Consider the following 23,317-nt stretch of genomic DNA (forward strand, 5'->3'; position numbering starts at 1 on the left):
AGCACCGGGCCGGGGCGTCAGAGCAGGGGGTCGGCGCGGTAGAGGAACGCGGCCATGACGCCGCGGGTGACGTCCAGCCCGGGCCGGTAGGTCACGCTCCCGTCCCCCGCCACCCACCCGGTGGAGATCCCGCGCTCGGCCAGCCAGGCCATCTCGTCGTAGAACACGTGGCTGGTGCGGACGTCCCGGAACGGGGAGACCCGGGGCGGGGTGTAGGCCGGGGAGCCGGCCGCCCGGTAGAGGAACGCGGCCATCTGGGAGCGGGTCACCGGCTGGGCGGGTCTGTAGGTGCGCACCCCGGTGGCCGAGACCCAGCCGGTGGAGATCCCGCGCTCGGCCAGCCACGCGATCTCCTTGTAGAACACGTGGCCGGTGGGGACGTCCCGGAACGGGGAGACCCGGGGCGGGGTGTAGGCCGGGGAGCCGGCCGCCCGGTAGAGGAACGCGGCCATCTGGGAGCGGGCCACCGGCTGGGCGGGTCTGTAGGTGCGCACCCCGGTGGCCGAGACCCAGCCGGTGGAGATCCCGCGCTCGGCCAGCCACGCGATCTCCTTGTAGAACACGTGGCCGGTGGCGACGTCCGCGAAGGGCGGGATCCGCGGTGGGGCGTAGGGCGGGACGAACCCGTCCGCGGGCCTCGCGTACGTGCCGGGCACGTGCTTGCCGGCCGGATAGGCGTAGAAGTAGATCGTCACGTAGGTCTCCCACCCCGGTCCGGCCGGGCCGGTGGTGGGGACGCTGGCGACCCCGATGCCCAGGTGGGTGAGGTCCCGGGCGAACTGGTCGGTGCCGTTGCGCGGGAAGAAGTCGAGGAGGTAGTGGGTGATCGCCTCGACGGCGTCGGGGCCCGCGAACGTCCCCGTGAACTCGCCCTTGCCGTAGTACTGGTCCATCCGCAGCGCCCCGGCGGGGGCGCCGGTGTAGGGGCCGGGGTTGTACAGGGGGGTGCGGGCGCCCGCCATCGACTCGGCCCACTGCTGGGCGTTGCGGGACAGGGCGGTGTTGTAGGCCAGCGGCGCCCGGTTTCCCTGGCGGCGGTGGTCGTTGACGATGTCGAAGACCTCGGTGATCTGCTGGACCGTGGTCGGCAGGGGGGTCGCCGCGGCGGCCGCGCCGGGACCGCCGGAGCCCTCGGGAGCCGCTGCGGCCCGGCCGCCGGGCAGCTCGGCCGGCAGGTCGGCGGGCACGCCGCCGACGCTCCTGCCGCCGCTCAGGGCGCCGGCCGGCGCGGTGCCGGGTTCGGACGCTGCCGGGGCGGGGAGCTCCGCCGCGGGTGCCGCCGGAGCACCGCCGAGGACGAGGGCTGCCGCGGTGGCCACCGCGAGGACGGACCGCCTGAGGTTCATGGTGCTCTCCCTGTCGGGTGTCGGCGCCGCCGGGGGTCGCGGGCCACGAACAAATTAGCATTTGCAACAAAAGGAGGGGGCCCGGCCGGGAAGCCCCAGGTGGGCCGGCGCGGCGTCCGTCCGTCCCGGTACTAACGCCCCGGCATGAACGGCCCGGCGGGGCGCCCGCGCCCGTCGGCGCCCGTCCGGGCCAGCCGGTAACGTGGGGGCCATGAGGATCGCCACCTGGAACGTCAACTCCGTCCGCGCCCGTGCCGACCGCGTGGAGGCGTGGCTGCAGCGGTCGGACGTGGACGTCCTGGCCATGCAGGAGACGAAGACGAAGGACGAGAGCTTCCCGTGGGAGCTGTTCGAGTTCATGGGCTACGACGTCGCCCACTTCGGGCTGAGCCAGTGGAACGGCGTGGCGATCGCCTCCCGCGTGGGCCTCGACGACGTCCGGCGCACCTTCCCGGACCAGCCCGCCTTCGGCAAGCCGGGCGAGGAGCCCGTGCAGGAGGCCCGGGCGATCGGGGCCACGTGCGGCGGGGTGCGGGTCTGGTCCCTCTACGTCCCGAACGGGCGCGGCCTGGAGGACCCGCACATGCCGTACAAGCTCGAGTGGCTGCGCGTGCTCAAGGACCACGCCCGGCAGTGGGTCGAGGAGGACCCCGGGGCGCAGGTCGCCCTCGTGGGCGACTGGAACGTGGCCCCGCAGGACGAGGACGTGTGGGACATGGACTTCTTCCTGCGGAACGGGCTGACGCACGTGAGCGAGCCCGAGCGCGCGGCGTTCCGGGCCTTCCTGGAGGAGGCGGGCTACCAGGACGTGGTGCGTCCCCGCCACCCGGGCCCGGGCGTCTACACCTACTGGGACTACAAGGGTCTGCGCTTCCCCAAGAAGGAGGGCATGCGCATCGACTTCCAGCTCTACTCCCCCGCCCTGGCCGCCCGCGTCACCGACGCGGTGATCGACCGGGAGGAGCGCAAGGGCAAGGGCGCCTCGGACCACGCCCCCGTGATCGTCGAGATCGCCTGAGCGCCGTGGCCCAGCTGCTGCAGGTCGGGCGGACCTTCCGCTCGGCCACCGGGATCCCCCACCAGTTCTCCCTCCGGGTCTACGTGCCCGGCGAGGAGCTCGACGCCGTCTACGCCCCCCTGCTGTCCCGGGCGCTGCCGCCCGAGGAGGCCGGGGTGAACGAGCTGACCGAGCAGCTCGCCCGCCTGGCCGAACCGGGCGAGGACCCGCTGCCCCCGGCCGTGGAGCCCCTGTGGGTCCTGCCGTTCTCGGCGGCTCCGGCGGGGCGGCGGATGCTGGCCGCGGGCGTCGGGGACTTCCCCGTCTACCACCCGCCGCAGCGGCTGCGCCGCTCCCTGCGGCTGGTCGCGCTGGCGGAGGAGGACGGGGGCCAGCCGCTGCCGAACCTGCTCATCCCCGAGGAGGCGGTCCGGGCGGCGGGCGAGCGGGTCACCCGCGAGCACTTCACCCCGGTCCACGCCCGGCAGTCCGCCTTCACCGTGCCCATGGCCTGGTTCGCCCTGTTCACCCCCGAGGACCACACCGAGAGCTTCCACCACGGCAACCGCGTGCACCGCTGCGCGGTGCCGGTCGACGTCGCGACCCGCCGGGTGGTGCGCGCCGCGCAGGTCGTGGAGGACACCGCGGGCGAGGACCTCGAGGAGCTCGCCGAGGACCTCACCCACCTGGGCCGGTGGCTGGGGGCGTTCTCCGCCAACTCCCTCGTGGTCCTGCACTACGGGGCGATCGCGGACCGGTTCCAGCCGGACGAGAGCCCCGAGGACTTCCAGGACGCCGTGGAGCTGCTGGCCGCCCAGGACGCGACCGGGGCGGCCGTGGCGTTCCGGCGGCTGATGCACCGCTGGCTGCCCCTGGCCCACCTGGAGAGCGCGAGCTGAGCGCTCCCCCGCGCGCCCGGACTTCGCTAGGTTGGGACGCACATCCTCCGACCCGGAAGGCCCCGAGGAGAACCCCATGACGCAGCAGGCCAGCACGCCCCCCGCGACCGCCGACGCCCCGTGGTGGCGGTCCGCGGTGATCTACCAGATCTACCCCCGCTCCTTCAACGACTCCAACGGCGACGGGATGGGCGACCTCCCCGGCATCGTCGACCGGCTCGACTACCTCGCCGACCTCGGCGTGGACGCCCTGTGGCTGTCCCCGTTCTACGTCTCCCCGCAGAACGACGCCGGCTACGACGTCGCGGACTACCGCGACATCGACCCGCGCTTCGGCACCCTCGAGGACTTCGACCGGATGCGGCAGCGGATGGCCGAGCTGGGGCTGAAGCTCATCGTGGACCTCGTGCCCAACCACACCTCCAGCGACCACGAGTGGTTCCGCGCCGCCGTCGCCGCCGGGCCCGGCAGCCCCGAGCGGGACCGCTACGTCTTCCGCGAGGGCCGCGGCGAGCACGGGGAGCTGCCCCCGAACAACTGGCGCTCCGTCTTCGGCGGGGAGGCCTGGACCCGGTTGCCGGACGGGCAGTGGTACCTGCACCTGTTCGACAGCACCCAGCCCGACCTCAACTGGGAGAACCCCGAGGTGTGGGAGGAGTTCCGCTCCGTCCTGCGCTTCTGGCTGGACCGGGGGGCGGACGGCTTCCGCGTGGACGTCGCCCACGGGCTGGTCAAGGCCGAGGGCCTGCCGGACTGGGACCACCAGGTGCGCATGGTGGAGGGCGAGCACGCGGCGCGCGAGCACGACCAGCCGGACACCCCCATGAGCACCGGCAGCCCCTACTTCGACCAGGACGGGGTGCACGAGGTCTACCGCGACTGGCACCGGGTGCTCGCCGAGTACGACGGCGACCGGATGATGGTGGCCGAGGCCTGGGTCGAGCCGGCGCACCGGCTGGCGATGTACGTCCGCTCGGACGAGATGCACCAGGCGTTCAACTTCGACTTCCTGATCGCCGGGTGGAGCTGGGCGCGGATGTCCCGGGCCATCGAGGACTCGCTGGCGGAGTCGGCGAAGGTCGGCGCCCCGACCACCTGGGTGCTCTCCAACCACGACACCGTCCGCCACGTCTCCCGCTTCGGGCTCTCCGACCCGGTCGCCTATCCCAAGGGCATCGACGCGGACGCCGAGCAGCCCGACCACGACCAGGGCCTGGCCCGCGGCCGCGCCGCCGCCCTGGTCGAGCTCGCCCTGCCGGGCTCCGCGTACCTCTACCAGGGGGACGAGCTGGGCCTGCACGAGCACACGACCCTGCCCTCCGCGCTGCGCCAGGACCCGACGTTCGCCCGCACCCGCGGCGAGGAGATCGGCCGCGACGGCTGCCGGGTGCCGCTGCCCTGGACCGCCGGGGAACCGGGCCACGGCTTCGGCCCCGAGCCGTGGCTGCCGCAGCCGGAGGCCTTCGGCGAGCTCGCCGCGGACCGCCAGGTGGGCGTCCCGGGCTCCACGCACAGCCTCTACCGGACCGCGATCCGGCAGCGCCGGGAGCTGGGTCTCGGCCGCGGCTCCTTCGCGTGGCACGGCGCCCACGACGCCGCCACCCGCCTGCTCGCCTTCGTCAACACGACGCCCGCGGGCGAGCGGGTCCTCGTGGCGGCGAACATGGGCGACGCCCCGGTCGCGCTGCCCGAGGGCGAGGTCCTGGTGCGCAGCCGCGAGGACGCCCTCGCGGACGGCCTCCTGCGGCCGGAGGCCGCCGTGTGGGTGGGCCTGGGCTAAGCCCCGCGCACGGACGGCGGGTGGGCCGGGGCGGTGCACCGGCCCGCCCACCGCTCGTGCGCGCCCCGGCCGGGGCGCGGCTCAGTGGCTGGTGCGCCCGCGGGTGGAGGCGAGGACGGGGGGCAGCGCCCGGTCGGCCACCGCGCCCGTCACGAACGAGTACACCGCCTTGTGCACGACGTCCACGGCCTTCTCGCCGGCCGGCCAGGACGCGGGCGGGGCGCCCACGCCGGTGGCGTTCTCGACCGTCTGGTCGAAGGCCAGGCGCACCACGGTGTGCCACGCGCTGGCCCGGGCGCCGCGGATGCCCGTGACGGCCCAGACGCCGCGCAGCGCGCCGAGCGCGGCGCCGGTGCCGTAGTGCATGGCGTGGTTCCAGAGCAGCGGCCTCACGTCGTCGCCGGGGGACCGGCCCAGCAGGGTCAGCAGGGCGCGGGCGGGGACGTAGGAGTCGGGGCGGTGGGTGAGCGCCTGCTCGGCCTTCTCCCCCAGGGTCATCACGCCGGCGCCCACGAGCCCGGCCACGGCGCCCCGGCCGGCCGCGCCCGCGACGCCGCCCAGGCGGGACCCGCCGCTCACCCCTCCTCCCCCTCCGCGGGGAGGTCGTTGCTGCGGAGGTCGCGGTCCAGCTCGGCGTCCGGCTCGACGACGAGGCCGTCCTCGCGCTGGTCCTCGCGCTGGTCCTCGATCGCCCCGCGCTCCGGTTCCTGATCGGTCATGGTCGCTCCTTCCCTTCCGCGGCCCGGGCCGGGGCGCGTGCGCCCAGTCTAGACAGGATGCTGATCATCCGGCGGGGGTCGGCTCTACGCAGTGCCGCTGCAGCCAGTCGCCGACGGGGGCGAGCGCCCCGTGCAGCGCGGCGAGCTCGGCGGGCTGCACCGATCCGCCCGCGGAGCGCAGGGCCTCGACGGCGTCGTCGAACGCCGGCCGCAGCTCGGCGGGCATCCGGGAGGCGAGCTCGCGCACGGAGGCGACCGTCTCCCGGGGGCGGAAGTCCGGGTCGGTCTCGTCGGTGGACAGCGGGACGAGGCCCAGGGCGGTGTATGCGCTGGCCACGTCGAAGCAGGTCTCCGGGTCGGCGGGCGGGGCGGACGGCGGGGAGGCGGTGGCGGAGCCGGCCGACGGGTCGACGTCGAGGCCCCGGCTCTGCGGTCCGGGTCCGCAGCCCGTCAGGGCGAGCAGGCCCAGCGCGCACAGGGCGAGCGCCGCCCCTCGGGGGCCCGGGCGTCGGAGAAGGCGGATCACGGTCCCAGACTAGGGTCCCAACCTCGGGACCGGCTGGCAGCCGGGTGCGGGGCAACCGGGCGCGGGACGCGAAAAAACCGCCGGCCCCCTGGGGGACCGGCGGTTTCCGCGGTGGCTCCGACCGGCGTCGATCCGGTGACCTTACGATTTTCAGTCGTACGCTCTACCAACTGAGCTACAGAGCCCCGGCACATCCTCGGATATGCCGCGACGGCGCTGCATCAGCGGAAGTGCCTTCCGGTGTGAACGCCGCCTGAGCGACCCTGACGGGACTTGAACCCGCGACCTCCGCCGTGACAGGGCGGCACGCTAACCAACTGCGCTACAGGGCCTTGTTGTTTCCAACGAGGACTGATCTTACCAGCATCTCTGCCTCGTTGTGCAAATCGGCGGCAGGACCGCCGTTCCGCGTACCCCCAACGGGATTCGAACCCGTGCCGCCGCCGTGAAAGGGCGGTGTCCTAGGCCGCTAGACGATGGGGGCCAGAACGCCCGCATCGGCGACCACGACCTGGACGACCAGGGTCTGGACACGGGAGAAACCGAGTACAGCTTAGAGGCTGGCGCGGATTCTGCACAATTCCCGCCCCCGCCGGTCCCCCGCGCGGCGGGGGCGGCGGTGGGGTAGGAATGGGAGGGTGATCGAGATGACGCACGCAGAGTTCGACGACGCCGTCGACGACGCGATCGACCTCATCCCGGACGAGCTGTTCCGGGCGATGGACAACGTGGCGATCCTCGTCGAGGAGGAGCCGCCCGCCCACTGCCCGGGGCTGCTCGGCCTCTACGAGGGCGTGCCCCTGACCGCGCGGGACGGCGGCTGGGGCGCCGGCTCCCTGCCGGACCGCATCTACGTCTACCGCGGGCCGCTGCAGCGGATGTGCGCGGACCGGGAGGAGCTGGTGGAGGAGATCACGGTGACCGTCATCCACGAGGTCGCCCACCACTTCGGCATCGACGACGACCGCCTGCACGAGCTGGGCTGGGGCTGAGCCACGCCCTCAGACGTCCCAGGGGCGCACGTCGTCCCGGTCGAAGTCCTTGCGGGTCTCGATCCGCTCGTCGTAGCGGTCCGGGACGATCAGCACGGGGCCGGCCGCGTTGTGCAGCACGCCCTGGGACGTGGAGCCCAGGAGCATGCCCGCGAAGCCGCCCCGCCCGCGCGTGCCGAGCACGACCAGCCGGTTCCGGCGCGTCTGCTCCACCAGCACCTGCACCGGGGAGCCGTCGGCGAGCTCCGAGCCGATCTCGAGGTCGGGGAACCAGCTCTGCAGCCACGCCACCCCGCCCCGGAGGGCTCGGGCGACGTCGTCGAACATCAGCTCGAAGTCCACCGCCGTGGGCATCCAGGCCAGGGCCCCGCTCACGGGCGGCAGCGCGCACACCACGGTCAGCGGGACGCCGAGCAGCTGCGCCTCCTCCGCGGCGTGGAGCATGGCCGTGCGGGCCTGGGGGGAGCCGTCGGAGCCGACGACCACGCCCTCGACGAGCGCCTGCGTGCTCGTGAGCTGCTCCTCGCCCAGGTGCTCCGCAGCCCACGGGAGGGGGACCACCCCGGTGGGGCACTGGGCGTGGGCGGGCACGGCCGTCGAGACGGTGCCGAGCAGCCGGCCCAGCAGGCCGCCGCGGCCCCGGGAGCCGAGGACCATCAGCTCGGCCGTGCGGCTGAGCTCCAGCAGGGCGCTGGACGGGTCGCCCGTCTCGACCGTGGCCCGCAGCTCGACCCCCGTGGCCCGGACCTGGTCCGCGGCGTGGTTGAGCAGCTCCTCGACCCCCTGGACCAGCGCGTCCTCGTCGACGGTCGCGTAGCCGGTGTCGAACCCGGAGCCGGAGAAGACGGGCACGCTGTAGGCGGTGACCATGCGGACGGGCCGGCTGCGGCGCCGGCCCTCCCGGGCGGCCCAGCGCAGGGCCCCGAGGCTCTGGTCGGACCCGTCCACGCCCACGACGATCTCCCCCGTGGCGTCCAGGGAGCGGCTCTGCCCGCCGCCGGACGGCACGCGCCGGCGCACCGCCTCCGCGCCCAGCGTGGGCTCGCTGCCCTCCGCGGGGCCCTCTTCACGGTCCGGTGACGGTCGGTCGGTCATGGCGGTCCTCCTGTGCGCGGGGCCCGGGCCCGGCCCGCGGGGGAGCCGGTCCCGGGCTTCGCCTCCGATGGTACGCGCGCGCGCCTCCCGCGCGCCCTCGTGCGGCGCGGGCGCGCGGAACGGAGTGAGAAGATGGGGGCGCACAGCGCATCCGACGCCGAGGAAGGACGGTCCCGCCGATGAGCGAGATCCCGTTGTCCGACACCCTGCCCGGGGAGACCGGGACGAGGGAATGGGCCACCTGGGGCAGGACCCACTCGGTCGTGCCCCGGCACGTGCTCCTGCCGTCCTCGGTCGCCCAGCTGGCGGAGGGCGTCGCCGCCGCCGCGCGCCGCGGCCTGGGCGTGCGCGCCGTCGGCTCCGGCTGCAGCTTCTCGGCCCTGCCGCTGGCCCCGGACGTCATGGTCGACCTCAGCGGCCTCGCCGGGCTGGTCAGCGTGGACACGACCCGGCACCGGGTCACCGCGCTGGCGGGCACCACGATCGGCGAGCTCAGCCGGGCCCTGGACGACTACGGGCTGGCCGTGAGCAACCTGCCGGACAGCAGCTGGCAGACGCTCGCCGGGGCCGTCTCGACGGGCACCCACGGCACGGGCCTGGCCTTCGGGTCCCTGTCCGAGCAGGTGGTGGCCCTGACGCTGGTCACCCCGGAGGGCGAGCTCCTGGAGTGCTGCGCCGAGCAGCGCCCCGAGGTCTTCCAGGCCGCGCGGGTGGGCCTGGGCGTCCTCGGGGTGGTCGTCGGCGTGACCCTGCAGTGCGAGCCGGCGTTCCGGCTGCACGCGGCGGAGTTCCGGGAGCCGCTCGGGCAGCTCGTGGACACCCTCGGGGAGCGGATGGCCGGGGCCGACCACTTCGAGTTCTTCTGGATGCCCGGCACCTCCACGGCGCAGACCCGCATCCTCTCCCGGCTGCACAAGCTCCCCGACTCCTACACCCGCCCCGGCTCGCCCGTGGCCCGCACCGTGCGCCGGATCGACGACGCCCTGCTGCGCAACACCCTCACCACCGGGCTCAACCAGCTCGCCACGGTCCTGCCGCGCTCCACCCCGGGGGTCAACCGGCTGGACGCGTTCACCAACAGCCCGCGGGCCTACAGCGACCTCTCCCACCGGGTGTTCACCGTGCCGCGGCGGGTGCGGTTCGTCTCCGCCGAGTACGCGCTGCCGGTGGAGGACCTGCCCGTGGCGTTCCGGGAGCTGCAGACGCTCATCGAGCGCCGCGGCTACGCGTTCTCCCTGCCCGTGGACGTGCGCTGCTCCGCCGCCGAGCAGGCGCACCTGTCCCCCGCCCACGGCCGGGACACCGGCTGGATCGCGCTGCGGCAGTACTGGCGCCGCTACGAGCCCAAGGCCTTCGCCGCGGCCGAGGAGATCTTCGTGGCCCACGGCGGACGCCCGCACTGGGGCACCGTGCACACCCGGGACGCCGCGTACCTGCGCTCGGTGTACCCGCGGTTCCAGGACTTCCTCGACGTCCGCGCGGCGCTCGACCCGGACGGGGTGTTCCTCAACGACCACACCCGGGAGCTGCTGGGGCTGTGAGCCCCGGTGCCGCCTCCTCCGTCCCGGACGGCGCCGCGCCGCGGGACGGAGGAGGGGGTGGTGCGGATCAGGCGTGCGTGCCGACCGGCTCCGCGACGCCCTCGCGGGAGACGCTCACCATCTCCTCGCGCTCGACGACCTTGACGCGCTCGCGCGGGTTGCCCTCGGCGTCGTGCGAGGACTGGCCGAGCGCCTGCTCGTACTCGTCGAGGGCCAGCCAGCCCTCCCACGTGGTGTACTCGACGCCGCGGGCCTCGAGCACGTCGTTGACGGACTGCGGGTCCGGGTGGCTCAGCGGCGGCAGCAGCGGCCGGTCCTCGAGCAGGTGGTTGACCGTCTCGAGGGCGTCGGACTTGGTGGCGCCGATCAGCCCGACCGGGCCGCGCTTGATCCAGCCGGTGGCGTAGAGCCCGTGCAGCACGGTGCCGTCCTCGGCGAGCACGCGGCCCTCCGCGTTCGGGATCACGCCGCGGGCCTCGTCGAACGGCAGCTCGGGCAGGCGGGAGCCGTGGTAGCCGACCGCGTGGTAGACGGCCTGCACCGGGTAGTCGACGTACTCGCCGGTCCTGGACACGGAGCCGTCGCCGTTGAGGCGGGTGCGCTCCATGCGCAGCCCCACGACCTTGCCGTCCTCGCCGAGGACCTCGCGGGGGCTCTGCAGGAAGTGCAGGTGCAGGCGCCGGGAGGCGGTCTTCGGGCTGTCGTCGGCCCGCCACTTCTCGAGGGTCTTGACCATGACCTTGATCTGGTTGTTCTCGGCCATGGCCTGCTCGGAGCCCTCGTCGTACTGGAAGTCCTCGTCGTAGACGACGATGTCGACGTCCCGCGACTTGGCGAGCTCGCGCAGCTCCAGGGGGGTGAACTTCACCTGGGCGGGGCCGCGGCGGCCGAAGATGTGCACGTCCGTGACGGGGGACGCCTTCAGGCCCTGGTAGACGTTGCCGGGGATCTCCGTGACGAGCATGTCGTCGGCGTGCTTGGAGAGCACGCGGGCGACGTCGAGGGCCACGTTGCCGTTGCCGACGACCGCGACCTCCCGGGCCTCGAGCGGCCAGGTGCGCGGGAAGTCGGGGTGGCCGTCGTACCAGGCGACGAACTCGGCGGCGCCGTGGACGCCCTCGAGCTCGATGCCGGGGATGTTCAGCGGGGCGTCGTAGACGGCGCCGGTGGCGAAGATCACCGCGTCGTAGTGGGCGCCGAAGTCGGCCAGCATCAGGTCCTTGCCGTACTCGACGTTGCCGAAGAAGCGGATGTCGCCGCGGCCCAGGATCGAGCGCAGGGCGGTGATGATGCCCTTGATGCGGGGGTGGTCGGGGGCCACGCCGTAGCGGATGAGCCCGAAGGGGGTCGGGTAGCGGTCGAACAGGTCGATGCTGACCTCGAGCTCGCCGCTCTTGACGGGCTCGGACTTGGTCAGCATGTCGGCGGCGTAGATGCCGGCGGGGCCGGCGCCGATCACGGCGACGCGGAGGGGTCGGGTGGTGGTGTCAGCCACGGGATTCCTTTCGAGTGCACGCGCGGTGTGCTCCGCGCGCATCATGGACCGGTTCCAACGTTAGTGAGGTTGTCGCAGGATTCCCCTGCGGAGAGACGCAGCTCACGCCCGGGGGCCGAGCAGCCCCCGCCCGCGCAGCAGCCGGCGCTCGACGGGGTTGAAGAACAGCAGCTCCACGAGGATGCCGACGGCGAGGATCGCGATGACCGCAGCCATCACCACGGCCATGTTGGAGACCGTCCGCCCCTGTTCGAGCAGCGAGCCCAGGCCGAAGCCGATGGAGCCGCCGACGGCGATGAGCTCGGCGCCCATCAGCGAGCGCCACGAGAACGCCCAGCCCTGCTTGAGCCCGGCCACGTAGCCGGGCAGGGCGGCGGGCAGCACGATCCGGCTGGCCATGGTCCAGCCGGACGCCCCGAGCACGTGCCCGGCGCGGCGCAGCTGGGGCGGGATCTGGTCCACGCCCGCGAGCATCCCGTTGACGATCGACGGGACGGCGCCCATGAGCACCACGAAGTACACGGTGGCGTCGGAGAGGCCGAACCAGATGATCGCGGCAGGCACCCACGCGACGGACGGCAGCACCTGCAGCCCGGAGATGAGGGGCCCGACGGCGTTGCGCAACCCCTGCCGCTGCGCCACGAGCAGGCCCAGCGGGGTGGCGACGGCGACGGCGATCAGGAAGCCGCTGAGCCCCCGCCACAGGCTGGTGCCGAGCGCGCCGAGCACGGTGCCGTCCGCGAGGAGGGCGCCGAACTGGCGGGCGACGTCGAGCGGGCCGGGCACCACGTCGGGGCGGGGGCCGAGCAGGGCGACGAGCAGCTGCCACAGCAGCAGGGCGAACAGCAGGGCGACGACGGGCGGCGCGACCTTGGCGCGCAGCACCTCCCCGACCGGGGCGCGGCGGGTGCGCTCGGTCTGCAGGGCGTCGAGGCCGGCCAGCTCGTCGGCCGGGGCGTGCGGGCGGGCGTCGGCCCGCGCCGTGGGGGCCGGGGCGCGGTCGGCGCGGGCACCGGTCACGGCGGGCAGGGCGGCGGTCTCAGGCGGCATGGCGGCTGATCTCCTCCCGGAGTCGTCCGGTGATGGTGCGGGTCAGCTCGCCGAGGGTCTCGTCGAGCGACTGGGCGTTGCCCTCGAAGCCGTAGGCGTCGGGGTCCTTCCAGGGGCGGGTGTCCCACTCCTGGACGATCCGCCCGGGCCGGGAGGACATGAGCAGCACGCGCTCCCCCAGCCGGACGGCCTCGCCCACGTTGTGGGTGATGAACACGATCGTGCGCCCGGTGGCGCGCCAGATCCGCAGCAGCTCCTCGTGCAGCAGGTCCCGCGTGATGGCGTCCAGCGCGGAGAACGGCTCGTCCATCAGCAGCACCTCCCGCTCCTGGGCCAGCGCCCGGGCCAGGGCCACGCGCTGGCGCATGCCGCCCGAGAGCTCGTGGGGGCGCTTGTGCTCGGCGTGGGGCAGCCGGACGAGCTCGAGCAGCTCCCCGGCGCGCCCGGCGCGCTCGGCGCGGGGCACCCCGCGCAGCTCGAGGGCGAGTTCGACGTTGCGGCGGGCCGTGAGCCAGGGGAACAGCGCGGCGTCCTGGAACATCAGCGCCGCGCCCTCCTCGGGCACGGCCACGGACCCGTCCGTCGGCTCCTCCAGGCCCGCCACGATGTTGAGCAGCGTGGACTTGCCGCACCCGGAGGCCCCGAGCAGCGCCACGAACTGGCCGCGCTCGACGCTGAGGTCCACGTCCTCCAGCACGGGCCCGTCGCCCGCGGCGAAGGTCTTGGTCAGGTTCTCGATCCGGATCGCGGGTCCGGGGGCGGCCGTGCGCGCGGGCACGGGCGTCGCCGTCGTGCTCATCGGTCCTCCTCGGCGCGGACGCGGTCCAGGAGGGTGGTGTCCACCAGGCCCTCCACGGACGCGTCCTGGGTGGTGCCGGCGTGCACCGCGTGCTCGAGCAGCGCCGGGTAGGTGTCGGGCAGGGGGTCGACGGTCCACTCGATCGCGTCGAGCGCGCCCACGAGCGTGGCCTGCGGCAGCGGATCGGTGCGCGCGGCCTCGAGGCCGCTGTTGAGCACCTCGGCGACCCCCGCCGGATCGTCCTCGTGGGCGTGCAGCCAGTCCACGGACTCGTCGAGGCCGGCGATGAGCTTCTCCACGGTCTGCGGGTGCTCGGCCAGGAAGTCCTGGCGCACCACGAGCACCGTGGTGGGGTAGCGGCCGCCGGGCCACAGGTCGCGCTCGTCGACGAGGACCTTCGCGCCGCCCTCCTGGACGAGGCGCGTGGCCCAGGGCTGCGGCAGCCAGCCGCCGTCGAGCCGGCCCTGCCGGATCGTCTGGAAGGCCTGCCCGTTGGCCATGGGGGCGATGGCCACGGCGTCGTCCCCCTGCCCGTCCACCGCGTAGCCGTGCTCCTGCAGCCACACGCGCAGCGCCACGTCCTGGGTGCCGCCGAAGTCGGGGGTCGCGAAGGTGCGGCCCGCGAGGTCGTCGGGGCCCCGGACGTCGTCGGTCACGACGAACTGGGCGCCGCCGGAGGCCGCGCCCGCCACGACGGTGAGGGACTCGCCGCGGGACTGGACGTAGGAGTTGATCGCGGGGTTGGGGCCCACGAACGCGGCGTCGAGCTCCCCGGCGTTCATGGCCTCGACGGCCGTGGGGCCGCTGCCGAAGACCTGCGTGGACAGCTCCGTGTCCCCGAGCTCCTGGGCGAAGAGCCCGTTCTGCACCCCCACCAGGGCCGGGCCGTGGGTGAGGTTGCCGAAGTAGCCGAGGCGCAGCCGCTCGGCGTCGGACGTCTCGACCGCGGTGCGCTCCCACGCCGCGAGCGTCCCGTTGGCCCGCAGCGCGGTGGCGACGACCGTGAGCACGGCCAGCACCGCGAGGGCCCCCAGGACGAGCGGCCAGCCTCCCGGTCGACGACGCCGCGCCACCTCAGGCATCCCGGGCGAGACCCGCCCCGAGCGTGTTGCCGGTGGCCGGGTCGACGATCAGGAAGGCGCCGGTGCGCCGCAGCCGGTCGTAGGGGTCCACGGGCAGCGGGGAGGCCAGGCGGAGCCGGACGCGGCCGATGTCGTTGAGCTCCAGGGCCGTGGCGTCCTGCAGCACGAGCTCGTCGAGGTCCAGCCGGCCCTCGAGCTCCTGGACCATGGCCTGGACCGTGGCCGTGCCGTGCTTGACGAGCACCCGGGCCCGCGGCTGCAGGGGGCGCTCGCCCAGCCACGCCACGGAGGCCGTGAGGTCCTGCGTCGGGCGGGGCAGCTCCTGGTCGACGCCCGCGAGCAGGTCGCCCCGGGCGATGTCGATGTCGTCGGCGAGGCGCAGGGTCACGGACAGCGGGGCCGCCGCCTCCTCCAGCTGCACGCCGGGCAGGGGCTCCCCGGGGCCGGGGGCGGTGCCCGCGACGTCGATGCCGGTCACCGTGGTGCGCCGGCCCGAGGGCAGGACCACGACCTCGTCGCCGACCGCGACGGTGCCGGAGGCGATCTGACCCGCGTAGCCGCGGTAGTCGCGCAGCGCCTCGGCGTCGGCCCCGGGGGCGGTCCCGCCCTGGGGGCGGATCACGTACTGGACGGGGAGGCGGAACGGGCGGGCGGCGCCGCGGCCGGACTCGTCCACGGTGGGCAGCTCCTCGAGCACCCGCAGCAGCGGGCGGCCCGTGTACCACGGGGTCCGCTCGGAGCGCTCCACGACGTTGTCGCCCTCGAGGGCCGAGACCGGCACCACGTGCAGGTCCTCGATCCCGAGCCGGGCGGCGACGTCGGTCGCGTCGGCGGCGACCCGGTCGAACACCTCCTGGGACCAGTCCACGAGGTCGATCTTGTTCACGGCGACCACGACGTGCGGCACGCGCAGCAGGGCCACGACGGCGAGGTGCCGGCGGGTCTGCTCGACCACGCCGTGGCGGGCGTCCACGAGCAGCACGACGGCGTCGGCGGTCGAGGCGCCCGTGACCGTGTTCTTCGTGTACTGGACGTGCCCGGGGCAGTCGGCCAGCACGAAGGAGCGGCGGTCGGTGGTGAAGTAGCGGTAGGCGACGTCGATGGTGATGCCCTGCTCGCGCTCGGCGCGCAGCCCGTCCGTGAGCAGGGCCAGGTCGATCCGGCCGGTGCCGCCGCCGAAGCCGCGCTCGGCGGAGGTGCGGCCCACGGCCTCGAGCTGGTCGGCCAGGATCGCCTTGGCGTCGTGGAGCAGCCGGCCCACCAGGGTGGACTTGCCGTCGTCGACGGAGCCGGCGGTCGCGAAGCGGAACAGCGACCCGGGGTCGATGGTGGGGGCGTGCTCGGGCGCGGAGCCGTGCGAGCTCACGGTGCTGGGGGAAGTCATCTCTAGAAGTACCCGTCCTTCTTGCGGTCCTCCATGGCGGCCTCGGAGATCCGGTCGTCCGCGCGGGTGGCCCCGCGCTCGGTCAGTGTGGACACGGCCACCTCGGCCACGACGTCGGAGACCGAGCGGGCCTCCGAGAGCACGGCGCCGGTGCAGGACATGTCGCCCACGGTGCGGTAGCGCACCGTGCGCAGCTCGACGTCCTCGGCCTCGGTGGGCAGCGAGAACTCGCCCACGGCCATCCACATCCCGTCCCGGCGGAAGACCTCCCGCGGGTGGGCGTAGTAGATGGGCGGCAGCTCGATGTTCTCGCGCTCGATGTAGCGCCAGATGTCCAGCTCGGTCCAGTTGCTGATGGGGAACGCCCGCACGTGCTGGCCGGCGGTGTGCCGGCCGTTGTAGAGGTTCCACAGCTCGGGGCGCTGGTTGCGGGGGTCCCACTGGCCGAACTCGTCGCGCAGGGACAGGATCCGCTCCTTGGCGCGGGCCTTGTCCTCGTCGCGGCGCCCGCCGCCGAACACGGCGTCGAACCTGTGCTCGGCGATCGCGTCGAGCAGGGGCACGGTCTGCAGGGGGTTGCGGGTGCCGTCGGCGCGCTCGAGCAGCCGGCCGTCGTCGATGTAGTCCTGCACGGAGGCCACGACCAGGCGCACGCCCAGCCGCTCGACCGTGCGGTCCCGGAAGTCGAGGACCTCGGGGAAGTTGTGCCCGGTGTCCACGTGCAGCACGGGGAACGGGATCCGCCCCGGCCAGAAGGCCTTCGCCGCGAGGTGGAGCATGACCACCGAGTCCTTGCCGCCGGAGAAGAGCATGGCCGGGCGGTCGAACTCGGCGACGACCTCGCGGATGATGTGGATGGACTCGGCCTCCAGCGCGTCGAGGCTGCTGTGCGTCGTGGTCGTGGTCATGGTCCCGTCCGTCGTGGTGCTCGGCGTCGTGGTCGCTGGTGCGCTCACAGGTGGATCCCGCACTCGATCTTGTTCTTCCCCGCCCAGCGGCCGGCGCGGGGGTCCTCGCCCGGGGCGACCGGACGGGTGCAGGGCGCGCAGCCGATGGAGAGGTAGCCCTCGGACATCAGCGGGTTCACGGGCAGGCCGTGGCTCTCCGAGTACTCCAGGAGCTCGTCGAGGGTCCACCGCACCATGGGGTTGACCTTGATGAGCTTGTGGGTCTCGTCGAAGGTCACCATCGGGGCGTTGGTGCGGGTCCAGGACTCGTCGCGGCGCACGCCGGTGAACCAGACCTCGTAGCCCTCCAGGGACTTCTTCAGCGGGTCCATCTTGCGGATCGCGCAGCACCGGGTGGGGTCGGTCGCGAAGAGGTCCTTGCCGATCTGTGCGTCCTGCTCGGCGACGGTCAGCTCGGGGAGGACGTCGACGACGTTGATGTCCAGCACGTGGGCCACGGCGTCGCGGGTGCCCAGCGTCTCCGGGAAGTGGTAGCCGGTCTCGAGGAACAGGACGTCCACGCCGGGCAGCTGCTCGGCCACGAGGGCGGGCAGCACGGCGTCGGCCATCGAGCACGCGACCGCGACCTTGCGCAGGTCGAAGTTCTCGGCGACCCAGCGGATGGCCTCGGCCGGGGAGGCCTCGCCCTCGGCGGGCACGCGCCCCTCGGCGTCGAGCTCGGCGTGCAGGTGGGCGGCGCCGGCTGCGGCCAGCGCACGCAGCTGCTGCTCGTCGCGCAGCGTGGTGGTGGTGGTCATACGAGTTCACTCTCCTCGACCCGAAGGGTCCACTCGGCGAAGGTCTCGTTGTCGGCGCGCTGGTCCAGGAAGCGGCGGACCAGTCGTTCCACGTAGTCGGGCAGTTCGTCCGCGTAGACCTTCAGCCCGCGCACGGTGCGCCCCAGTCCGGCCTCGGCGCGGTCGTCCGCCGCGAGCCCGCCGCCCAGGTGGACCTGGAAGCCGGGCTTCTGACCGCCGTCGTCGGTGGGCAGCAGCTGGCCCTTGAGCCCGATGTCCGCGGTCTGGATCCGGGCGCACGAGTTGGGGCAGCCGTTGACGTGCAGGGCCAGCGGGTGCGGCAGCTCCACGTCGGCCAGACGGCGCTCCAGCTCGTCGATCGTCTCGGAGGCCGTGTGCTTGGTCTCCACGATCGCCAGCTTGCAGAACTCGATGCCGGTGCAGGCCACCGTCGAGCGGCGGAACGCGGAGGGCCGCGCCTGCAGGTCCAGGGCGTCGAGGTCGGCGACGACGGCCTCGACGTCGCCCTCCTCGATGTCGAGGAGCACGAGCTTCTGGTGCGGGGTGGTGCGCAACCGGTCGGAGCCGTACTTCTCCATAACGTCGGCGAGCTCCAGAAGCTTCCGCCCGGAGACGCGGCCCACGCGCGGGGCCACGCCGATGTAGTACCGGCCGTCCTTCTGCCGGTGCACGCCGATGTGGTCGCCCGGGGTGGCGGCCTTCTCGGGCGCGGGCCCGTCCGCGAGCTCGTAGCCCAGGTACTCGTCCTGCAGCACCTGGCGGAACTTCTCGGGGCCCCAGTCGGCCATCAGGAACTTCAGGCGCGCGCGGTTGCGCAGGCGCCGGTAGCCGTAGTCGCGGAAGATGCTGGTGACCCCGGCCCACACCTCGGGGGCCTGCTCCTCGGTCACGAAGGCCCCGAGGCGCTCGCCGAGGCGCGGCACCACGGACAGGGCGCCGCCGACCCACAGGTCGTAGCCCGGGCCCAGCTCGGGGTGGACCACGCCGACGAGCGAGATGTCGTTGATCTCGTGGACGACGTCGAGGGAGGGGTGGCCGGTGATCGCCGTCTTGAACTTGCGCGGCAGGTTGGAGAACTCCGGGGAGCCGATGTAGGTGGACTTGATCCGCTCGATCACCGGGGTGGGGTCGATGATCTCGTCCTCGGCGATGCCGGCGAGGGGGGAGCCCAGGAGCACGCGCGGCACGTCGCCGCAGGCCTCGATGGTGTCCAGGCCCGAGTCCTCGAGCCGCCGCCAGATCTCGGGGACGTCCTTGACGTCGATCCAGTGGTACTGGATGTTCTGCCGGTCGGTGATGTCGGCCGTGTCCCGGGCGAACTCGGAGGAGATCTGCCCCAGCACCCGCAGCTGCTCGCGGGTCAGGGCCCCGCCGTCGAGCCGGACGCGCATCATGAAGTACTCGTCCTCGATCTCGGCGTCGGACAGGGACCCCGTCTTCCCGCCGTCCACGCCCGGCTTGCGCTGGGTGTAGAGACCCCACCAGCGGAACCGGCCGTGCAGGTCGTTCGGGTCGATCGAGGCGAAGCCCTCCTTCGAGTAGACCTCCTCGATGCGGGCGCGCACGTTGAGCCCGTCGTCGGCCTGCTTGAAGACCTCGTTGGGGTTGAGGGGCTCGCGGCCGTCGACCTTCCACTGCCCCTCGGGCTTGGGCTTCCGGGCAGCGCGGGGCGCACGGGTCGTCTGAGTCATGCCCTCGATTGTTCGCCGCCGCCTCCGGTCCGTCACCTCGGCCGTCATGAAACGCCACATTGCGTCGCCGACGATTAACACACTTGACACAGCCCCCGGAACATGAGATGGCCCCCGGGTCCGCTCCTCGTGGAGGGAGGCCGGGGGCTGGGAACGGGATCAGGCGGTGGGGCGGGCGCCGCCGAGCTTCGCGGCGGCCTCGTCGATGTACTCGGCCTCCACGAGGACGTCGTAGGCCTCGGCCTCGAAGCCCTGGACGCTGCGGAAGTCGCGGCGCCCGCCGGTCGCGGCGTGGCCGACCAGGCCGAACAGCAGGCCCCAGAACGCGCCGAGCAGCACGCCCCACAGGACCACGGCGAACCAGCTGCCCACGGTGAAGATGCCGAGCAGCAGGCCGACGAACAGGCCCAGCCACGCGCCGGAGGCGGCTCCGTAGAGCGCGGCCCGGCCGTTGGTCAGCCGGCCGGTGACCTGCTCGACGGAGCGCAGACCGGTGCCGACCACGCGGACGTGCTCGACGGGGAACTGGGCGTCGGAGAGGCTGTCGACGATGCGCTGCGCCTCGTCGTAGGTGGGCACGGTCCTGAGGACGCGGTAGTTGCCCGACGTGGTGGGAGGGATCCGGGAGGGCTGGGACATGGGATTCGTCACTCCTGTTCGAGAGCTCGGGGCCGCGCGGGCGCGCTCCGGACGCGTCGTCGCCCGTCGTGGTGCACAGCACAACGCGCCGCGCCCGCGGCCTGTTCCGGCCGGGAACGACCCCCGGGCCCCTCCCGGAGCGCCCGGGGCGCCGTTAGGCTCGTCCCCAAGGCCCGCGCCCCAGCCCCGCGCGTCCCGGTCCCGCACCCGCGGTGAGCGCCTGCCGGCACGCCGCCACCGCCGTAGACTCCCCTCGGCCCACCTCGTGCCGAGCCCTCGTCCCGTCGACCGCCCAAGGACCACCATGGCCTCCTCCACCCCCGTCTCCGCCGAGACCTCCCCGCCCCGTCCGCCGCGCAACGGCCTGGACCGCTTCTTCCGGATCACCGAGCGCGGCTCGTCCGTGCCGCGCGAGATCCGCGGCGGCGTCGCGACGTTCATCGCGATGAGCTACATCGTGGTGCTGAACCCGCTGATCCTCGGCTACGGCCCGGACGGGGCGGGCAACGTCCTGGGCGGCGAGCGCGTCGCCGCGGTGACCGCGCTGATCGCCGGCGTGATGACCATCCTCATGGGTCTGGTGGCGCGCTCGCCGTTCGCCGTCGCCACGGGCCTGGGCGTCAACGCGTTCCTCGCCGTGACCGTCGCGACCACCCCGGGCATCACGTGGCCCGTGGTCATGGGCCTGGTGGTGTGGGCCGGGCTCATCATGTTCGGGCTGGTGCTCACCGGCTTCCGGACCGCCGTGTTCAACGCCGTGCCGGCGTCGCTGAAGACCGCCATCGTGGTCGGCATCGGCCTGTTCATCGCGCTGATCGGCTTCGTCAACGCCGGGTTCGTGCGCCGGATGCCGGACGCGGCCGGGACCACCGTGCCGGTCCAGCTGGGCAACGGCGGGACGCTGCTGGGCTGGCCCACGCTGACGTTCGTCGTCGGGCTGCTGCTGATGGTCGCCCTCATGGTGCGCAACGTGCCGGGGGCCATCCTCGTCGCCGTGGTCCTCACCACGGTCCTGGCGCACGTGCTCGAGGCGTTCGTGCCCTCCGGCTCCTCGGTGGACAGCCCCGCCGGCTGGTCGCTCGTGGTGCCCTCCGCCCCGGCGTCCCTGTTCGCGCTGCCCGACCTCTCCCTCGTGGGCTCGGCCGCCCCGCTCGAGGCCTTCGCGAACCTCGGCGCCCTGGCGGCGCTGCTGCTGATCTTCACGATCCTGCTCTCGATCTTCTTCGACGCGATGGGCACGATGGTGGGCCTGTCGGAGCAGGCGGGGCTGGTGGGCCGCAACGGGCAGATCGAGAACGTGGACCGGGTGCTGCTCGTCGACGCCGCGGGGGCGATCGCCGGCGGCGCGGGCTCGGTGTCCTCCAACCAGATCTTCGTGGAGTCCTCGACCGGCATCGCCGACGGCGCCCGCACCGGCCTGGCGAACCTGGTCACCGGCGTGCTGTTCCTGCTGGCCATGTTCATCACCCCGCTCGTGAACGTCGTGCCGTTCGAGGCCGTGGCCCCGGCGATGGTGATCGTCGGGTTCCTCATGGCCCGCCAGGCGGTGCGCATCGAGTGGGAGGACTGGGGGCTGGCCATCCCCTCGTTCCTGACCTTCGCGGTCATGCCGTTCACCTACTCGATCGCCGACGGCATCGGCGCGGGCTTCGTCTCCTACGTCTTCATCCGCCTCGTCCAGGGCCGGGCCAAGGAGGTCCACCCGCTGATGTACCTCGTCGCGGCGGCCTTCGTGGTCTTCTTCGGCAAGGGCGTGGTCGAGGGCTGGATGGCCTGAGCCCCGCCCCTGCTCGCGCGAGCGCAGAAGGCGGCCGCCGGAGCGCTCCGGCGGCCGCCTTCCGTCATCCCGCCGGGAGCGGACGGTGATAGGACAGGAGCATGATCGACGACGACGCCCGCTGCCCCTGCGGCACCGGGGAGACCTACGGGGCCTGCTGCGGGCGGTTCCACGCCGGCCGCTCCGCGGCCCCCACCGCCGAGCTGCTCATGCGCTCCCGCTTCAGCGCGTTCGCGGCCGGGGACGCCGCCTACCTGCTGGCCACCTGGCACCCGCGCACGCGCCCCGAGCACCTGGAGCTGGACCCGTCCCTGCGCTGGTACCGGCTCGACGTCCACGGCACCGCCGCCGGCGGGCCCTTCGACCGGGAGGGGCACGTGGACTTCACGGCCCGCTGGCGCAGCGGCCCCGGGACCGCCGGGCGGGGGGAGCAGCGGGAGAACTCCCGGTTCCTGCGGGAGGACGGCCGGTGGTACTACGTGGACGGCGTGGTGGGCTGAGCCGCTCCGGGCGGCGGGAGCCCGGGCTCAGTCGTCCTCGAGGTCGGCCAGCACGCAGAACTCGTTGCCCTCCGGGTCGGCGAGCACCACCCACGTCACGTCGGAGCCCTGGCCCACGTCCGCTCGGCGGGCGCCCAGGGACTCCAGGCGCGCCACCTCCCCGGCCTGGTCGCCGTCCGCGGCGCGCAGGTCCAGGTGCAGCCGGTTCTTGACGGTCTTCGGCTCCGGGACGAGCAGGAAGTCCAGGCGCGGCCCGGCTACGTCCTCGGGCGGGGCGATCCCGACGTAGCCCTCGGCCTCGCCGTGGACGACGTAGCCCAGGGCCTCGCACCAGAAGCGGGCCAGGGCCTCGGGGTCGCGGCAGTCGACGGCCACGGAGTACACGGTGCTGGTCATGGGGCCAGCCTAGGCACGCCGGCGCCGCCCCGGGAAGCCCCGCGGCACCGCCTGCAGCACCGGGGTGAGCGCGTGCAGGACCGGCCAGTAGGACCCCGGGAGCAGCCGGGCCAGGGCGGCGGGCAGCACGGCGGTCGGGGCGACCAGCAGCCGTCCCCGGCGCTTCTCCACGGCCCCGAGGATCTCGGCGGCCGCCCGCTCCGGCGGATAGCCGAGCAGGGCGGCGAAGCTCTCCCGGTCCGCCCGCGCCCGGTCCTCCGGCACCGTGGCGGGCCGGCGCGCGGACTCCGCGATGCGGGTGCGTACCCCGCCGGGGTGGACCACGGTGACGCCGACGCGCCCCGCCAGCTCGTGGCGCAGCCCCTCGGTGAAGCCGCGCAGCGCGAACTTGCTCGACGAGTAGGCCACCTGCCCCGGGGGCGCCACGAGCCCGAAGAGGCTGGACACGTTGACCAGGTGGCCGCCGGGGGCGCGCAGCAGGGCCGGCAGGAACAGGCGGGTCAGCGCCACGGGCGCCCGGAAGTTCACGTCCATCACCCAGTCGAACTCCTCGGCCGAGACCTGGTCGAAGCGCCCGCCCAGGGCGACCCCCGCGTTGTTGACCAGCAGGTCGATCCGGGGGTGCTCCGCCAGCACCCGCTCGGCGACCGCGGGCAGCGAGGAGAGCTCCGCGAGGTCGACCACCACGGTCCGCAGCCGCACCTGCGGGTGCCGCTCCCGGATCGACGCGGCGACGCCGTCCAGGCCGGCCGCGTCGCGGTCGAGCAGCACCAGGTGGGTGCCCCGCGCGGCGAGCCCGCGCGCCAGGTGCTCCCCGATCCCGGAGGCCGCGCCGGTGAGCACGGCGGTGGCGCCGGGGAAGCGGAAGGGGGCCGAGGGGGACATGGGCTGCTCCTGGGTGGTG

At 73.9% G+C, this 23,317-nt stretch carries 23 protein-coding genes and 3 tRNA genes; 7 read left to right on the forward strand and 19 right to left on the reverse strand.

Translation table 11 applies throughout. The features are described 5' to 3' along the window. Positions 1-17 precede the first annotated feature (17 nt). Positions 18-1,346: an S-layer homology domain-containing protein gene (locus tag M3185_RS17340; RefSeq protein WP_308222176.1), complete on the reverse strand. Its 1,329-nt coding sequence runs from the start codon at positions 1,344-1,346 to the stop codon at positions 18-20. 211 nt (positions 1,347-1,557) lie between these two features. Between M3185_RS17340 and M3185_RS05820 the strand changes: the two genes are divergently transcribed. The 3 genes from M3185_RS05820 to M3185_RS05830 all read left to right on the forward strand — a co-directional run bounded on the left by M3185_RS05820 (position 1,558) and on the right by M3185_RS05830 (position 5,022). Continuing rightward, on the forward strand, positions 1,558-2,364 hold the full coding sequence (locus tag M3185_RS05820) for an exodeoxyribonuclease III (RefSeq protein ID WP_251332731.1): 807 nt from the start codon (positions 1,558-1,560) through the stop codon (positions 2,362-2,364). Between the two features lie 5 nt (positions 2,365-2,369). After that, positions 2,370-3,242 carry a hypothetical protein gene (locus tag M3185_RS05825; protein ID WP_251332732.1) on the forward strand — a complete coding sequence of 291 codons (873 nt, stop codon included), beginning with the start codon at positions 2,370-2,372 and terminating at the stop codon, positions 3,240-3,242. A gap of 76 nt (positions 3,243-3,318) precedes the next feature. Next, on the forward strand, positions 3,319-5,022 hold the full coding sequence (locus M3185_RS05830; protein WP_251332733.1) for a glycoside hydrolase family 13 protein: 1,704 nt from the start codon (positions 3,319-3,321) through the stop codon (positions 5,020-5,022). A gap of 81 nt (positions 5,023-5,103) precedes the next feature. Here the strand turns inward: M3185_RS05830 and M3185_RS05835 are convergent, their stop codons facing one another. The 6 genes from M3185_RS05835 to M3185_RS05860 form a co-directional block, all read right to left on the reverse strand. Further along, positions 5,104-5,601: a hypothetical protein gene (locus tag M3185_RS05835; RefSeq protein WP_251332734.1), complete on the reverse strand. Its 498-nt coding sequence runs from the start codon at positions 5,599-5,601 to the stop codon at positions 5,104-5,106. Continuing rightward, positions 5,598-5,741, reverse strand: coding sequence for a hypothetical protein (locus tag M3185_RS05840; RefSeq protein ID WP_251332735.1), 144 nt, complete (start codon positions 5,739-5,741; stop codon positions 5,598-5,600). The genes M3185_RS05835 and M3185_RS05840 overlap by 4 nt, the downstream gene beginning before the upstream one ends. 64 nt (positions 5,742-5,805) lie before the next feature. After that, the gene (locus tag M3185_RS05845; protein ID WP_251332736.1) at positions 5,806-6,267 is read right to left on the reverse strand and encodes a hypothetical protein; all 462 of its coding nucleotides are present in this window, start codon (positions 6,265-6,267) and stop codon (positions 5,806-5,808) included. A gap of 112 nt (positions 6,268-6,379) precedes the next feature. Further along, positions 6,380-6,452: transfer RNA gene (locus tag M3185_RS05850), tRNA-Phe, on the reverse strand. Between the two features lie 73 nt (positions 6,453-6,525). After that, positions 6,526-6,599, reverse strand: a tRNA-Asp gene (locus tag M3185_RS05855). 79 nt (positions 6,600-6,678) lie between these two features. Then, positions 6,679-6,751 (reverse strand) — tRNA-Glu (locus tag M3185_RS05860). 163 nt (positions 6,752-6,914) lie between these two features. Between M3185_RS05860 and M3185_RS05865 the strand changes: the two genes are divergently transcribed. Continuing rightward, entirely contained in the window at positions 6,915-7,259 is a 345-nt protein-coding gene (locus M3185_RS05865) for a metallopeptidase family protein (RefSeq protein WP_251332737.1), read from the forward strand. A gap of 9 nt (positions 7,260-7,268) precedes the next feature. On the opposite strand, the gene M3185_RS05870 is transcribed toward M3185_RS05865, so the two are convergent. Further along, complete coding sequence (locus tag M3185_RS05870) at positions 7,269-8,354, reverse strand: universal stress protein (RefSeq protein WP_251332738.1); 1,086 nt, start codon at positions 8,352-8,354, stop codon at positions 7,269-7,271. 179 nt (positions 8,355-8,533) lie between these two features. Here M3185_RS05870 and M3185_RS05875 point away from each other — a divergent pair, with 179 nt between their 5' ends. After that, complete coding sequence (locus M3185_RS05875; RefSeq protein WP_251332739.1) at positions 8,534-9,895, forward strand: D-arabinono-1,4-lactone oxidase; 1,362 nt, start codon at positions 8,534-8,536, stop codon at positions 9,893-9,895. Between the two features lie 67 nt (positions 9,896-9,962). Here M3185_RS05875 and M3185_RS05880 read toward each other — a convergent pair whose 3' ends face one another. The 9 genes from M3185_RS05880 to M3185_RS05920 all read right to left on the reverse strand — a co-directional run bounded on the left by M3185_RS05880 (position 9,963) and on the right by M3185_RS05920 (position 19,740). Further along, a complete protein-coding gene (locus M3185_RS05880; RefSeq protein WP_374238475.1) occupies positions 9,963-11,432 on the reverse strand; it encodes an FAD-dependent oxidoreductase in 1,470 nt (489 codons plus the stop codon). A gap of 60 nt (positions 11,433-11,492) precedes the next feature. Beyond that, positions 11,493-12,440: an ABC transporter permease gene (locus tag M3185_RS05885; protein ID WP_251332741.1), complete on the reverse strand. Its 948-nt coding sequence runs from the start codon at positions 12,438-12,440 to the stop codon at positions 11,493-11,495. Then, the gene (locus tag M3185_RS05890) at positions 12,430-13,239 is read right to left on the reverse strand and encodes an ABC transporter ATP-binding protein (RefSeq protein WP_251332742.1); all 810 of its coding nucleotides are present in this window, start codon (positions 13,237-13,239) and stop codon (positions 12,430-12,432) included. Before M3185_RS05890 ends, M3185_RS05885 begins: the two co-directional genes overlap by 11 nt. Next, positions 13,236-14,321, reverse strand: coding sequence for an ABC transporter substrate-binding protein (locus M3185_RS05895; protein WP_251332743.1), 1,086 nt, complete (start codon positions 14,319-14,321; stop codon positions 13,236-13,238). Before M3185_RS05895 ends, M3185_RS05890 begins: the two co-directional genes overlap by 4 nt. Beyond that, complete coding sequence (locus M3185_RS05900) at positions 14,314-15,705, reverse strand: sulfate adenylyltransferase subunit 1 (RefSeq protein ID WP_251332744.1); 1,392 nt, start codon at positions 15,703-15,705, stop codon at positions 14,314-14,316. Before M3185_RS05900 ends, M3185_RS05895 begins: the two co-directional genes overlap by 8 nt. Positions 15,706-15,707: 2 nt before the next feature. Beyond that, complete coding sequence (cysD, locus tag M3185_RS05905; protein ID WP_251332745.1) at positions 15,708-16,613, reverse strand: sulfate adenylyltransferase subunit CysD; 906 nt, start codon at positions 16,611-16,613, stop codon at positions 15,708-15,710. Positions 16,614-16,657: 44 nt separating this feature from the next. Beyond that, positions 16,658-17,410 (reverse strand): phosphoadenylyl-sulfate reductase, encoded by a 753-nt coding sequence (locus M3185_RS05910; RefSeq protein WP_251332746.1) that lies wholly within the window; start codon positions 17,408-17,410, stop codon positions 16,658-16,660. Then, positions 17,407-19,101, reverse strand: a complete 1,695-nt coding sequence (locus M3185_RS05915; protein WP_251332747.1) for a nitrite/sulfite reductase — start codon at positions 19,099-19,101, stop codon at positions 17,407-17,409. Before M3185_RS05915 ends, M3185_RS05910 begins: the two co-directional genes overlap by 4 nt. A 159-nt stretch (positions 19,102-19,260) precedes the next feature. Continuing rightward, positions 19,261-19,740: a general stress protein gene (locus M3185_RS05920; protein ID WP_251332748.1), complete on the reverse strand. Its 480-nt coding sequence runs from the start codon at positions 19,738-19,740 to the stop codon at positions 19,261-19,263. A 304-nt stretch (positions 19,741-20,044) separates the two neighbouring features. Here M3185_RS05920 and M3185_RS05925 point away from each other — a divergent pair, with 304 nt between their 5' ends. Both M3185_RS05925 and M3185_RS05930 read left to right on the forward strand, forming a co-directional pair. After that, positions 20,045-21,517 (forward strand): NCS2 family permease, encoded by a 1,473-nt coding sequence (locus M3185_RS05925; protein WP_251332749.1) that lies wholly within the window; start codon positions 20,045-20,047, stop codon positions 21,515-21,517. Positions 21,518-21,618: 101 nt separating this feature from the next. Further along, positions 21,619-22,017, forward strand: coding sequence for a YchJ family protein (locus M3185_RS05930; RefSeq protein WP_251332750.1), 399 nt, complete (start codon positions 21,619-21,621; stop codon positions 22,015-22,017). A gap of 27 nt (positions 22,018-22,044) precedes the next feature. Here the strand turns inward: M3185_RS05930 and M3185_RS05935 are convergent, their stop codons facing one another. Together M3185_RS05935 and M3185_RS05940 are read right to left on the reverse strand one after the other, a co-directional pair. Beyond that, positions 22,045-22,413: a VOC family protein gene (locus tag M3185_RS05935; RefSeq protein WP_251332751.1), complete on the reverse strand. Its 369-nt coding sequence runs from the start codon at positions 22,411-22,413 to the stop codon at positions 22,045-22,047. Between the two features lie 9 nt (positions 22,414-22,422). Further along, positions 22,423-23,298, reverse strand: coding sequence for an SDR family NAD(P)-dependent oxidoreductase (locus tag M3185_RS05940; protein ID WP_251332752.1), 876 nt, complete (start codon positions 23,296-23,298; stop codon positions 22,423-22,425). Positions 23,299-23,317 lie beyond the last annotated feature (19 nt).

Source organism: Kocuria rosea (genome assembly GCF_023715525.1).
Taxonomy (GTDB): domain Bacteria; phylum Actinomycetota; class Actinomycetes; order Actinomycetales; family Micrococcaceae; genus Kocuria; species Kocuria rosea_A.

Bases quoted from the DNA above. Each gene is read 5' to 3' on its own strand.
- M3185_RS05840 (WP_251332735.1), bottom strand. From the start codon at position 5,741: ATGACCGATCAGGAACCGGAGCGCGGGGCGATCGAGGACCAGCGCGAG.
- cysD (WP_251332745.1), bottom strand. From the start codon at position 16,613: ATGACCACGACCACGACGCACAGCAGCCTCGACGCGCTGGAGGCCGAG.
- M3185_RS05875 (WP_251332739.1), top strand. From the start codon at position 8,534: ATGAGCGAGATCCCGTTGTCCGACACCCTGCCCGGGGAGACCGGGACG.
- M3185_RS05870 (WP_251332738.1), bottom strand. From the start codon at position 8,354: ATGACCGACCGACCGTCACCGGACCGTGAAGAGGGCCCCGCGGAGGGC.
- M3185_RS17340 (WP_308222176.1), bottom strand. From the start codon at position 1,346: ATGAACCTCAGGCGGTCCGTCCTCGCGGTGGCCACCGCGGCAGCCCTC.
- M3185_RS05880 (WP_374238475.1), bottom strand. From the start codon at position 11,432: ATGCGCGCGGAGCACACCGCGCGTGCACTCGAAAGGAATCCCGTGGCT.
- M3185_RS05915 (WP_251332747.1), bottom strand. From the start codon at position 19,101: ATGACTCAGACGACCCGTGCGCCCCGCGCTGCCCGGAAGCCCAAGCCC.
- M3185_RS05885 (WP_251332741.1), bottom strand. From the start codon at position 12,440: ATGCCGCCTGAGACCGCCGCCCTGCCCGCCGTGACCGGTGCCCGCGCC.
- M3185_RS05865 (WP_251332737.1), top strand. From the start codon at position 6,915: ATGACGCACGCAGAGTTCGACGACGCCGTCGACGACGCGATCGACCTC.
- M3185_RS05830 (WP_251332733.1), top strand. From the start codon at position 3,319: ATGACGCAGCAGGCCAGCACGCCCCCCGCGACCGCCGACGCCCCGTGG.
- M3185_RS05925 (WP_251332749.1), top strand. From the start codon at position 20,045: ATGGCCTCCTCCACCCCCGTCTCCGCCGAGACCTCCCCGCCCCGTCCG.
- M3185_RS05920 (WP_251332748.1), bottom strand. From the start codon at position 19,740: ATGTCCCAGCCCTCCCGGATCCCTCCCACCACGTCGGGCAACTACCGC.
- M3185_RS05910 (WP_251332746.1), bottom strand. From the start codon at position 17,410: ATGACCACCACCACCACGCTGCGCGACGAGCAGCAGCTGCGTGCGCTG.
- M3185_RS05935 (WP_251332751.1), bottom strand. From the start codon at position 22,413: ATGACCAGCACCGTGTACTCCGTGGCCGTCGACTGCCGCGACCCCGAG.
- M3185_RS05890 (WP_251332742.1), bottom strand. From the start codon at position 13,239: ATGAGCACGACGGCGACGCCCGTGCCCGCGCGCACGGCCGCCCCCGGA.
- M3185_RS05820 (WP_251332731.1), top strand. From the start codon at position 1,558: ATGAGGATCGCCACCTGGAACGTCAACTCCGTCCGCGCCCGTGCCGAC.
- M3185_RS05900 (WP_251332744.1), bottom strand. From the start codon at position 15,705: ATGACTTCCCCCAGCACCGTGAGCTCGCACGGCTCCGCGCCCGAGCAC.
- M3185_RS05930 (WP_251332750.1), top strand. From the start codon at position 21,619: ATGATCGACGACGACGCCCGCTGCCCCTGCGGCACCGGGGAGACCTAC.
- M3185_RS05940 (WP_251332752.1), bottom strand. From the start codon at position 23,298: ATGTCCCCCTCGGCCCCCTTCCGCTTCCCCGGCGCCACCGCCGTGCTC.
- M3185_RS05895 (WP_251332743.1), bottom strand. From the start codon at position 14,321: ATGCCTGAGGTGGCGCGGCGTCGTCGACCGGGAGGCTGGCCGCTCGTC.